9 protein-coding genes are annotated in these 12,993 nt (G+C 41.8%); 4 read left to right on the top strand and 5 right to left on the bottom strand.

What is annotated here, in order from left to right; translation table 11 throughout:
* Positions 1 to 35 precede the first annotated feature (35 nt).
* Positions 36 to 1,139 carry a glycosyltransferase family 4 protein gene (locus NSS67_RS00695; protein WP_339317875.1) on the top strand — a complete coding sequence of 368 codons (1,104 nt, stop codon included), beginning with the start codon at positions 36 to 38 and terminating at the stop codon, positions 1,137 to 1,139.
* A gap of 57 nt (positions 1,140 to 1,196) precedes the next feature.
* Here the strand turns inward: NSS67_RS00695 and NSS67_RS00700 are convergent, their stop codons facing one another.
* Positions 1,197 to 2,438 carry a DUF445 domain-containing protein gene (locus tag NSS67_RS00700; RefSeq protein ID WP_339317876.1) on the bottom strand — a complete coding sequence of 414 codons (1,242 nt, stop codon included), beginning with the start codon at positions 2,436 to 2,438 and terminating at the stop codon, positions 1,197 to 1,199.
* A 273-nt stretch (positions 2,439 to 2,711) separates the two neighbouring features.
* On the opposite strand from NSS67_RS00700, the gene NSS67_RS00705 reads away from it, so the two are divergent.
* The gene (locus NSS67_RS00705; protein ID WP_339317877.1) at positions 2,712 to 3,593 is read left to right on the top strand and encodes a Cof-type HAD-IIB family hydrolase; all 882 of its coding nucleotides are present in this window, start codon (positions 2,712 to 2,714) and stop codon (positions 3,591 to 3,593) included.
* Between the two features lie 54 nt (positions 3,594 to 3,647).
* Here the strand turns inward: NSS67_RS00705 and NSS67_RS00710 are convergent, their stop codons facing one another.
* From NSS67_RS00710 to NSS67_RS00725, 4 genes are all read right to left on the bottom strand, one after another.
* Complete coding sequence (locus NSS67_RS00710) at positions 3,648 to 5,876, bottom strand: amylo-alpha-1,6-glucosidase (RefSeq protein ID WP_339317878.1); 2,229 nt, start codon at positions 5,874 to 5,876, stop codon at positions 3,648 to 3,650.
* Positions 5,877 to 5,940: 64 nt separating this feature from the next.
* Positions 5,941 to 6,627, bottom strand: a complete 687-nt coding sequence (locus NSS67_RS00715; RefSeq protein ID WP_339317879.1) for a carbohydrate ABC transporter permease — start codon at positions 6,625 to 6,627, stop codon at positions 5,941 to 5,943.
* A gap of 210 nt (positions 6,628 to 6,837) precedes the next feature.
* Positions 6,838 to 7,728 carry an ABC transporter permease subunit gene (locus NSS67_RS00720; protein ID WP_339317880.1) on the bottom strand — a complete coding sequence of 297 codons (891 nt, stop codon included), beginning with the start codon at positions 7,726 to 7,728 and terminating at the stop codon, positions 6,838 to 6,840.
* 22 nt (positions 7,729 to 7,750) lie between these two features.
* Positions 7,751 to 9,463, bottom strand: coding sequence for an ABC transporter substrate-binding protein (locus NSS67_RS00725; RefSeq protein ID WP_339317881.1), 1,713 nt, complete (start codon positions 9,461 to 9,463; stop codon positions 7,751 to 7,753).
* Between the two features lie 252 nt (positions 9,464 to 9,715).
* Between NSS67_RS00725 and NSS67_RS00730 the strand changes: the two genes are divergently transcribed.
* Positions 9,716 to 11,284: a response regulator gene (locus tag NSS67_RS00730; protein WP_339317882.1), complete on the top strand. Its 1,569-nt coding sequence runs from the start codon at positions 9,716 to 9,718 to the stop codon at positions 11,282 to 11,284.
* Positions 11,262 to 12,986, top strand: coding sequence for a sensor histidine kinase (locus NSS67_RS00735; protein WP_339317883.1), 1,725 nt, complete (start codon positions 11,262 to 11,264; stop codon positions 12,984 to 12,986). The genes NSS67_RS00730 and NSS67_RS00735 overlap by 23 nt, the downstream gene beginning before the upstream one ends.
* The last annotated feature ends 7 nt before the right edge of the window (positions 12,987 to 12,993 follow it).

Genomic DNA, 12,993 nt, shown 5'->3' on the forward strand with positions numbered 1-12,993 from the left:
GGATAACCATTAGCGGATCAGAGGAGGCATGAACCATGCATATTTGTATTATTGCACCGGAGCAGCTCCCGGTTCCGGGGGACGGTTCAGTAGAAATTTGCATTTGGGCCATTGCCAGAAGACTGGCTGAGAGACATAAGGTTACCATCGTGAGCCGGAGAACGCCGGAACTGCCCGATGTCTCAATATTGGAGAAGGTCAGAATCATTCGGCTGCCCGCAAGTTCTCCCGTCCACTATCGTACTTCGGTATTAGACTACATTCAGAATGAGCCATTTGATATGATTCAGGTCGATAATCGCCCTCACCTTATGTCTGCTGTAAAGAAACGGCTCCCTCATATTCCGGTATTTCTCTTTCTGCATTCTCTTACATTCACACCGGGCACAGTTAAGGCTGCTAGCGCCTTGGCTAGTGCAGATCTGATCATTGCGAACAGCCACTCTCTACAACGAAGACTAACCCGGCGCTTCCCTCAGTTGAACAAAGAAATCTGTATTGTCCTGCTCGGAGCAGATCTTGAACGTTTCACTCCTGTAAATTCGCAGGAAAAATACCATCTTCGCAGACTTTACAGACTTCCGAAGGCCTTTACCGTCTTGTTCGTCGGTCGAGTCATTCCCCGCAAAGGGGTGCCCGTATTGATACGTGCTATGTACCATTTAAATAAGCATCTCCCCGCTCATCTTGTAATTGCAGGCAAAGGGAAACCATCGTATGTGCGACAGCTGAAGCTACTTGCACGGCGACTAGGAGTGTCCGTCTCCTTCCTAGGGAATGTAGCTCATGATGATATTCATACCCTTTATCAAGCAGCGGACTGCTTTGTGTGCCCTTCTCAGAATCATGAATCCTTTGGACTTGTAAATGTAGAGGCCATGGCCTCGGGACTACCGGTCATCGCTTCTAGCAATGGCGGTATCCGGGAGATCATCGTCTCCGGGCATAACGGATATCTGGTGGAACGATATCGTGAGTCCTTGCCCTTTGCCAGAGATTTGCTGCGAGTAGGCCGCAATCCGGAGTTAGTAGCAACCATTGGGAAACAAGGAAGAGCGGATGCGCTTGAAGTCTTCAATTGGCAGCGGACAGCAAGCGATTTGGAGCGGCTGTATCAAGCCGCTTTACTACAACACTAGAAATCGTTTCACAAAAAAATAGTCCGTCCCCAATCACTGGAGACGGACTACTTTAATTTAAATAAATTGAACAATCGTAAGTACAATTCCTACAACAAAACCACATAAGGCGCCGTTAACGCGAATCCACTGAAGATCTTTACCCACTTTATCCTCCAGCATGTTCACTAGACTAGCATCATCCATGCTGTCCAGATTCTCTTTCACCAACAGACCGATTCGGTAGTGGTTAGCCTCTACAAATGCAATTAATGAAGCGCGAATCCGCTCCTCCCAGCTACCGATCCATTCTTGTTCCTTGCTAATTCGGCGCACAAGCAGGGTGTATAGTGCAAGCAGCTTACGTCCACCAGCTGCCTGGTCCTCTTCCAACAAGGAGAGTGCCTTGCTGCGTATATTCTCCAATTGAGTATGCAGAAAAGCGGTTGCCGCTTCTCCCTCTAGCTCATTGAGTGCCCATTCTTTCACAGATGTCATTCTAGCCTCATCATTAACAATCTGGAACAGCGCCACCCGAATTTCTCGGATAATCTCTTCACGATAAGGGCTATCCTCTTCACGAAAATCGCGAATACCGGACTGCAGCATGCCCTGCAGCATTTCACCAAGCATATCCGCATCCATGAACCCAACGAAAGCCTGAAAAGCCATACCTTTAAGTCCGCCGAGTTTCACTTCAGCCAGTTTCTCACTGGCGATTTTACCCAGCATAGCTTTCGTTTCAGGCCGCCCACTCCAATTGGATACACCTTCCAGCGCATAGTCCAGAGCAGCTACATCTTTACCATCGTTCATCAATTTAGTGACAATTTTATCAGCCGCAACCCCAAGCTCGGCTTCACGAATATATTCGGAGGCTGCCTTTTGAAGGAATGGCACAGCCTTCTCTACCGGAAGACGTGACACGAATTCGCTAAGCTGCTCCAGTATTTGGGCTCTTGCCTTCTTCCTGCTGAAGAACTTCGTCAGCAGCTTGGAACCCATAGACATAATGCCAAACTTGCGCAGCTTGTTCTCAATACTCTCTTTGTTCAGCAGCTCAGTCTCCATAGCAGTGATTAGCGAATGGATAAGCTTATCACGATTCTTGAGCAGCAGTGAGGTATGCGGAATACGCAGACCCAGCGGATGGCGGAACAGCGCGGTTACCGCGAACCAGTCGGCAATCCCTCCTACCAGACCAGCTTCAAATCCGCCTCTTAGTAAAATTACAGCGAGATTTTCAGGTAGAAATAGTGTAATCAGAAACCCACATGCCATAAAGGCGAGTGACATGGTGGCCAAGTTTTTGGATCTCACGATTAGTCCCCCTTACATATACAGCTGCCGATATCCTTACGCAGGAAAAATATCGACGGATCACGTCTTCCGAACATGAACTGACGATAAACTCGGCTAGTCGATTAGTTTGACAACTATTGTACCACGACTGAACTATTTTCTAAAAATATACGATTATAATAAGCATGAAAAGGTGTTTTTGGTTTTCAGAATATTAATGATAAGATACAAGTAACGTTTTCATTGGCCCGCGAAGGGCACAACTATGACTGGATAAGGAGCTCATACTCTATGCTGATTGCTTTAGATATGGATGGAACATTGCTGAATGAAGAAGGAAAAATTAGCCCAAAGAACCGTGAGGCAATTATAAACGCTCAAAATTTAGGTCACATCGTAATTATTGCTACGGGACGTTCTTTTATGGAAGCGGAACGACAGCTGCGGCTGGCAGATCTGGAATGCCCTGTAGTCAGTCTGAATGGCGCAGTGGTCACATTGTCTGACCGCACGCTCGCAGCAAGTAAACCGCTGAATAAGGAAGACATCATTCCTGCGTTACGCTGGATGAACGAAATTCCGGATTTGTATTACGAGGTGTACACAGAGGACAACGTATATGTGGAACTAAACAAACGGGTAAGATTAGAGAAATTATCTGCACTAAGCGAAGAAGAAGTACCCGAGGAAGTCAGCTGGCTGCTAAAAGCAATGATCGATCAGCAGTTTCAACAAGCGGCTGTAACTTACGTCGAGAGTATGGAAGAGATCTGGAGTAAAGAGGAAAATGTCATTTATAAAACGTTAGCTTTTTCTCTAAATCGGGAACTGCTCAAGGAAGCTTCTACCCGCTTCGCCGCGATCCCTGGTTTGATCATTACGGCCTCCCATGTAAATAATATCGAAATTAACCATGAGGACGCCAACAAAGGCTCCGGTGTAACTATGCTCGCCGACCACTACGGTATCCCGCTAACAGATGTAGCCGTAATGGGTGACAGCTATAATGATCAACCGATGTTCGAGGTGGCTGGCTACCGAATTGCCATGGCTAACGCAGCACCGATTCTGAAGGAAATGGCTGAATTTGTTACCGTCACTAATGATGAAGATGGGGTTGCGGCAGGGCTCGAGCATCTTTTGAATTTGAACAGCAAATCTCCTCTGTCATAGACTACCAAAATAACCTCTAACAGCATCCTGAGGATGGGTTAGAGGTTATTTGGTCTACAGCTTTATACAAGGGTGATTGTCCAAGCTTAGCGGCTTTGCAAACTTAACGTCGTTCAATAACTCGTTATTCCGCTCATTGCGCATCACACGTGATTCGCATAGCCCGGACTGAATCTCCTTGAGCATTTGATGATTCTCATCATATAAAGTAGCTGCCAGTATATGATCATCTTGTCTTACAACAAGTTTCATATTTGGCTTAACTTCAAGCGACACCGTTTCAAAAGGAGACACATCGATCCTAACTTCCAGTCCCACATTCTTGAATGTATAGGAGTATGTTGCTACAAGTCCACGGTTATATGTAGCTTTAATGCTTCCATTCCCTATATTCACATCATAGACCAAGGATTCAAGCTCTTGCGGAATTCTTGGAGCAATTGTCAGTGTATTGTTAATCAGGTCTGGACGGATCCCTAAGAAATATTGATAACACACACGCAGCTGCTCAGCATTAGACCAAGCTTGTAGGTATGCACCCGTTAACTTCGCCCAGCTCTCACCTTCCTGCGGGTAAGCATCCATATTCTCACTAAGACCACCAACAACACCTAAATTCAAGGCTTGCCAGTTCATATTCTTGAATAGCTGATAGGCGGTTTCTTCCTGCCCCGCTTCAATCATACGCTGCATCGCAATACCATTAAGCCAAATCCAAACCGCACCGTTATGGTAAGCCTCGTCTTTCGGATAATGAGGAGTTAAATGAAACGGGCGGAACAATGGATGATGTCTATCTAGCGAAGCAACGCCCCATGGATAGACCAACTCTTCCCACGCGGTACGAATCGCTCTAGCCTTAAAATCGTTATCATCAAACATTTCAAAAGCAAATAACTGGTTCGGTCGTAGGGAGAATTCAGGCTGGTCTTCTGCGTCCAGTCTATCTGCTAAATAAGGATGAGCTTGATCACGGAAATCGACATCAAAATGATGCTTCAAGGTTTCAGCAATGCCCTTCCATTTATCAGCATTCACCTTGTCATCCATATATTCAGCAAAATAAACACCAGCAAGCAATTGGTTATACCAAAGTGCTTGAATGTCATTGGCACGGGTATCCCGAGGAGAATAAGACTCCAAATTGCCATCCCGGGCATCCATCCAAGTTTCATTATCTGCATGCTTCAGGTACCCTTTATCATCAACCCAATATTTTATGGAGCCTTCAATACTATATTGTACATTGTGATAAAGCTCTCTAATGATCGCGGTATCTCCTGAATATTTAACGTAATCCTGCAACTGAATAATAAATCGCGGCGTACCATCCGTTGTATGGTAATCCACCTTTCCAGGAGACAAGATATTTGGAATTCTACCAAAGTATTTAGAGTCTTCGTCCGTATTCTGAAATTCTGCGAATGACAGCAAGATATTTCTAGCCGTTTCGAATTGCCCTGTAACTAGCACGGCTCCCGGAAGCGCTATGAATTGATCCCGTCCCCAATATTCGTTAAACCATGGCAGCCCTGCATAGATACCATCACCTTGCTGTCTGGTAACTAACTGATCCATTGTGATGTTCAACCAATTCATAGCTAAAGTAAACGTATCATCACTGCTGGTAAGATGGGCATTGTGGTGTAAGAAATCTTCCATCCGCTTAACACGTTCATTCTTCAAAGTGCTAATATCTTGTCTAGCTTTAAGGATTAAGCTTGCTGCTTCTTCGGACGTCTTACCTGCAGCGATATAATACCCCTCAGCGTTTGCATCGGCAATTAGAACTTCATTATCCATGTGCAAAGGTGAAAGGTTGATAGCACTAACTGCAATCACCCAATCTCCCTCGATAGGGCTAAAGAACGCGATATGATCTTGTTGGTTTATATAGCTGACATTCTCTCCCCTTAAAGTAATGCCTATGGCTTCCTTCGCATTAGCGAGACTAATTTCTAATAGATTATGATAATCCAACAACCACAGCTCTTCTGTCAGATCCCCATGCTTACGTACCATTTTATAAGGATAGGCCCAGACTTCAGATTGTAGATTGTCTAGCTTCTGCTCACCTACGAATAAAGTGTATCCACCGAAAATTCTATTCTTAGCGATATTAAGTCCCTCAAAAAATGCATGTTCCACATGATCCGTATGATGGGATTGCGTAAAATAAAATGCTGCCTCTTTATTCGTAAATGAAATATGCCGATTGGCTTCTTGAGAGACAAATGTCTTCATTTCATCCAAAATTGATGTATGAACTTGATTACTATTCATTGTAAGCCTCCTACTTGAAAATAGTAGACCGCTATGAAACCTCATAGCGGCTATCTACTAATATTTACTCTTTAACCGAACCAACGACAATCCCTGTAACGAAATATTTTTGCATGAACGGATAAATCAACAATAATGGCAGCGTGGAAACTACGATTTTAGCAGCGTTCAAAGTCTTATTCGAAACTTTTGCTAACTCCATTAATTTTTCAGGATCTGTAATGTTCTGAACCTCAACGCTGAGCTGTTGGATATAGGTTTGCAATGGATAATTCGCCGTTTTATTAATGTATACCAGGGCTCCAAAGTAGTCATTCCAATGGCCCACAATGGTAAAGAGTGTAACGGTTGCGAGCGTAGGTAATACTATCGGAAGATAAATTGTACCTAATATTCTCCACTGAGAAGCTCCATCTATATTCGCAGCTTCCTCTAGAGATTTTGGTACAGCACGGAATGCATTCATCAGCAAGATAACATTCCCTATCGGTACAGCACCCGGCAAGATCAATGACCAGATGGAGTCTAAAAGATTAAGCTCTTTGACTACCATAAAGGTTGGAATCAATCCGCCTGAGAATAACATTGCGAAGATAACGAGATTCATATATATCTTCTGACCCGTGAATACTCGTGAGCTTTTAGACAATGGATAGGCTGTAAGAATCATCAGTCCCATATTCACAAACAGACCTAATACTACCCGCTCTACAGAGATCATGAATGAACGCCAAAATTGGCTGTCAGACAATAATTTTTCATATGAACTAAACGTCGGATTAACTGGGAATATACTTACAAGATTTGCAGAAGCCGCCGCATTATCACTGAAAGAGATGGCTACTAAATTGACTAACGGTATAAGACAGGATAAGGCAAACGCTAGAACAAATACCCAGATAATAACATCTGCAATACGACCCTTGATGTTAGATGCGTAAATGGGAGAACCCCCCTTTCTTTAGAAAATACGATAATCCGTAAGTTTTTGGGCCAATTTATTCGCAGAAAGAATCAGTACGATACCAACGACTGACCGTAATAGGCCAACTGCTGTACCTAAGCTGTATTGTCTTTCTACCAGTCCCACCCGATAAACGTAAGTATCAATAATATCCGAAGATTGATACACCAAAGGATTATACAGATTGAATATCTGATCAAAACCAGCATTTAATACATTCGGCAAGTTCAAGGTTGTGACCAGCAAAATGGTTGGCATCAAGCCTGGTAACGTGATGTGCCACAGTTTCTTAAACCGGTTGGCTCCATCAATGGAGCCCGCCTCATAAAGTCCGGGATCAATGGATGTCAGGGAAGCCAAGTAGATGATTGAACCGTACCCAAAACCTTTCCAAACATCTGTTAACACAAGCATCGGTCTAAACCAGGTATTGCTGGCCATAAACAAGACCGGGTCAATACCAAACCAACTTAACATTGCATTAACGGGACCTTCGTAAGAGAAGATGTTCATGACTACAGTTGCCAAGATCGCCCATGACAAGAAGTTCGGTAGATAAACAACCGTCTGTATGAATCGCTTAGCAAACTTCACACGAATTTCATTTAATAACAAGGCAAACACGATAGATGTAAAAGTGCCCACAATAATTTTCCATAACGCGATAACGATCGTATTACTGAAAATCTGTTTGCTGTCAGGAATTTGGAGCATAAATTTGAAATTATCAAGACCTACCCAGGACGAACCACTCATTCCTTTAGCCGGAACATAGTTTTGAAAAGCCATTATAATACCAAACATTGGAATAAACGAAAAGATAATTAGGAAAATCATGCCTGGCGCCATCATGAAATGGAATGCTGTCTGATCTTTTTTGTTTTTCATTTACGGATCATCTCTTTCAACATCATTTGGTTGCTATCGCTTCGTTAACTTCCTTAGTAATTACGTCGCCGCCAGTTTTATTCCAGCTTTCTACAAACTTATCAAATGCGTCAGGTGTTTGCTCACCTGTGATGATCTTCAAGTACATTTCAAGTTCCATTTTAGTAAGGGTCGGCCATTTCAAAGTCATGGAAGATGTGCTTCCAAAGAATACTGGATTTACTTCTTTAATATTAGAGGCTTTCACCAAATTAGCTGTCGTAATACTGGAGGTATATCCAGCCCATGCATTGGAGTCTGGTGCTTCTCCATTCTTCTCACTATCAAGAAATTTCTTATAGGAGTTATAAGCCGTTAAATCCTCATTGCTACTTAACTTACTTGTATCGCCTGTGTCTAATGCTTCTTTCATGATGTCAACATTACGATAGAAAGCGTCATAATAATCGATATTAATCGCGAGCGGAGATCCGCCAACATTCATGCTCTTATAATCTTCAAATTCTTTCAAAGCTTCTGCATCTTTTTCTTGGTAACGCTGGTAGTCATATTGAACACTCACAAGCTTGGCTGCAAGTTCAGGATGTTCATAGCCTTTGCGAACAACCAGATAGCTACTAGAAGGATTTCCAGTGAACATTGTAAGCGAGCCATCCTCTGATTGTGGGGCAACATAAGATACCCATTTCGCTTCTGGATTCAGCTTAAGCGTGTCAGCCACAGTCCAGCTTCCCCACCAGTTATCCATGAAAGACCCACTTTTTCCACTTGTAAGTAGCGCCTTGCGATCATCACCAGTACGTACTGCAAACTGACGATCAATCAAGTTATTCTTATACATTTCAGACAACTTGGTCAGTGCTGGCTTCATCTCTGGTTGAACAGATCCGTATACAGCCTTTCCACTTCCATCATCAATCCACTGTTTTGGATACGCACCGTATAGCGAAAAGATATTATTAAATGAGAATTGCCCACCCGAAACACCGGCAACGTTTTCATTATCAACAACAAGACCAAGCGTTTTACCGGCTCCGTTACCACCTGGATCTTTTTCTACAAATTGCGTAATAATGTTCTCAACATCAGCCATAGATTTCGGCTCTGCAAGTCCCAGTTTGTCCATCCAATCTTTGCGAAGCCAGAGGATACCAGGACCATGTGAGATTTCAGTAGTTGGTATAGCCATTAGCTTGCCATCAAACTTTGCACTATCCAGAACACGTCCATCGTAGGAATCATAAATTTCCTTAATCCGATCGCTGGCAGTATTCTCATAAGCATCCGTCAGATCTGCAATCAGATCGTTCTCATAAAGCTGTTGCAATGTCGCGTAATCAGGAACCACCATAAGATCGGGGATTTCACCACTTACAATCGCCATCGAAACTTTCTGACTGTAGTCTGTACCATCATTAGCTTCAAACGATGTTGTGTTTTGGATGTTCAGCTTATTTTTGAAATATCTTGTCCACACATTGTTTGTGGCATTATCGTTCTCATAAGACGTTCCCGCAAGTGCTGAATAGCTCGTTGCTACTTGTCCAACAGAATAAGTAACCGTTTCAGGATAGGCGCCAAACGGAGTCGTCTGTGCTTCTTTCCATGCAGGATCACTTGCATCTATCTTTGGGGTAGATGCTGCAGAATTATTAGAACTCGAACAACCTACCATAGCAACAGCTAATAGTGATGTTAATATTATGGAGCTTGATTTTCTCAATTTATGTTTCATTATAAAAAGCCTCCCTTGTTCTATAAAAAAGCTCATATTAGAAAACGATTTCAAAGCGCCGGCCAGCTTCGGGAAAGTTCATATTGTTACTCCTTTAAGTTTATAGATTGTTACTATCCAGCGTAAACGCAAAATAATTGTGTTTTACACCAATAAATACTCATTATGACGATAATGTCGAAGGAAAATTGCTACGGTCGAAGATGTTATACTACAATATCAATGTCACTACATGTCGAAAGGTGGAACATAATGTTATCCATATTAGTGGTGGATGATCATAAGGAGGAGCGAGAGGGGATTGCTTTCCTCATTAAGGAGCTTGGCTTCCCACTCCAATTGCATGTTGCAGAAAACGGTCGTAAAGCACTTGAATATGTAAGCGCACACTCTGTCGATATTCTATTTACCGATGTGCGGATGCCTATAATGGATGGATTGCAGCTAACAAAGGAAGCATTAAAGCTATTCCCCAAATTAAAGGTGATCTTATTCAGTGGGTTCGCTGAATTTGAGTATGCCAAAACAGCCCTCTCCCTGGGTGTATCAGAGTATCTTTTGAAACCGGTTAACATTGAAGCATTCCAGACTACTTTAGAAAAAGTTATTCAGGAATTAAAGATCGAGCAGCAAAAAGAAGAAAAAGCACAAAGAAAGTTAAGCTATGTGAAAAAACATATACTCTTCTCTCTAGTCAATGGCATCGGAAGCCCTCTTCCTCTTCAAGAGTTGTCCATTGAATTACCCAGCCATTACAATAAAATGCTGTTGTTAGAATTCGATAAGCCTTTTTTTGAATCTGTGGACTCGGAGTTCGAAGAGTTTGTGCTTGATTTAATAGACACATCTGCTGATTACTTGAATCTAAACGGATGTCAAAGTCTACTACTGTTTCCCGAGCAAGAATTCCATTCTTCCCTGTTTGATAATAATTCAGCAATGCACCTGCATCATTGTATCCTTGATAAATATAAAGTGAATTGTTATCTCGCTATGAAAGAGGAAGTAACTTCGATACTAGATTTAGGTTCACTCTTGACTTCATTAGAAGAATTGATGGAATATCGTTTTTTTCTCCCAGATACCTTTGTATTCAATACGCAAAACGACTTAAATTTCTCTGAGACCCTGTATCCAGATCTTACAGATAGCCATCTACTGGATCAGATTCGAAATAATCTGAAGGATCAAGATGTTTTTAGCTTACGGGCAAATACTGAAATCTTATATCAAAAATACGTACATCAAGTACAGTATTCACATCTGTATGTAAAGTATATGTTCTCCACAATCTATCAGGAGATCATGACACAAGCTGCGCCTATATCAGAAATGGAGCTGCAGACTGCCGTCGAGACTATATATGGATCTGAAGATTTGCGGGATATCAAAGATATAATATTTGAAGGTATCGCTCGGATTGATCAGAATTCTACCAACCATGAGCCTACTCAGAACCGTGATGTCGATGCCGTCAAACAATATATTGAACAATATTATGCAGATGATCTAAGTTTGGAAATGCTTGCTGCTAAAGTATATTTATCTCCACATTATCTTAGCTCTATATTCAAGAAGCAGACAGGCTGTGGGCTTAATAAATATATTAAGAATGTCCGCATGCAAAACGCAAAAGAGTTGTTAATAAATACGCATCAAAAAATCTCAAACATTTGTACCGCAGTAGGCTATCGCAATATTTCATACTTCTGCCAAAATTTCAGAGATTTCTATGGGTACACACCAGAAAAATATAGACAATATAATCAGAAATCCTCTGTATATCGGGAGGAGCAATATGCGACTTTGGCGGACACTTAGGCAAAATATTCGCGACTTGAGATTTCAAACCAAGATCATGCTTTCATTTATGTTAATCAGTATGATTCCTGTTATTATATTGGGAAGTTTCTGCTATCAAGAAGCCAAATCATCCCTGATTAAGCAATCCAAATCTGATTTAAAAGCAGCCTTAGATCAAGGGGCCTTAGCTTTAAATAGTCAACTGGATGTCTACAATAAACTTATGAACTTCTTGAGTTTTAATCAGGAAATTATTAATTCAGCCAATCATACCTATACAAGTATGTATGAAATGTATGATCAGTTAACCCATGTGATTGACCAAAATTTCAATACGGCACGGTATCTAAATACAGGTGTCGAACAAATAACACTGTATACAGGGAGCAATCTTTTGGCACACGGCAGTACCGTCAGACCCCTAAATGATATTAAACAGAAACAATGGTACCAGATGTTGATGAAATCAGTTGATGTTCTGTGGTTTACGGATAACAAGGAGATTTTTGCTGTTCGACGCATTATTAATACGAAACAGAAAGATCCTAAAGAAAATGTGCTGCATGCACGTGTGAATTACAATTCGCTATTCAAGCCTTTTGACCCCTTACTCTCTCAAGGTTCAGAGATTCTCGTCAAAGACACTTATGGAAAGTCGATTTATGCTTCACCTGGCATAGAGGGATATACTTCTTCTGATAACACAGACAGCTTGGATACGCTACATTGGAAAAATACGAAGTACACTGTATTACAATCTGAAGTTCCTATATCAGGATGGACAGTTATGCTATTCAAACCTACGAAGATAATTACGAATTCTGCTTGGAAAATCATCCCGACAATTGGGCTTGTTATTGTTGCCTGTATTGCCGCCGTTGCTATAACTGCCAATCTGTTCTCTCGAAAGTTCAATTCACAAATTAAGCGCCTGCGCAATAATATGCGCACCGTAGAAGAGGGGGCGCTGGAAGTCACAGTCACTAGCACATCCAAAGATGAAATTGGGGATTTAATTAGAGGCTTTGGCAACATGGTCGACAAAACTAAAGTGTTAATCGATAAGGTCTATATTGAGGAAATTTCACGAAAAGAATATGAAATGAAAGCCCTACAGGCTCAGATTAACCCTCATTTTCTATATAATGCTCTTTCGCTCATCAATTGGAGAGCCATTAGAATCCATGCAACAGATATAAGTGAAATGGCGCAGCTTCTATCCACGTTCTATCGGACTACGCTGAATAAAGGGAATAATATTATTTCAGTTTCAGATGAACTATTGAATGTACAATCTTATATACAAATTCAGCTTAACATGCATAGCAACAGCTTTGAGGTAGAGTATCAGATCGACGAGGCCATTCTCTCTTATTACATGCCTAACCTAATGCTTCAGCCTCTAATTGAGAATGCTATTATTCATGGTATCGAGAATAGAGAAGAAGAAGAAGGCAGCAAAATTATTCTATCCGGAGAAATGGTGGAAGAGTGTATCATCTTCAAAGTAAAGGATAATGGCGTTGGCATCCCACAAGAACGACTCAATCTTCTGCTTAAATCACAGTCTATAGGCTATGGCCTCAAAAATGTAAATGACCGGGCTATGCTAATGTACGGACCAGAATACGGCTTGTCCATTACCAGTATTCTAGGACTGGGAACGGAGGTCACATTCCGATTTCCATCCAAAAGATTCGAAGGTAGCTCAGATCTATAACTCTTGT

Source organism: Paenibacillus sp. FSL R10-2734 (assembly GCF_037963865.1).
Lineage (GTDB): Bacteria > Bacillota > Bacilli > Paenibacillales > Paenibacillaceae > Paenibacillus_AQ.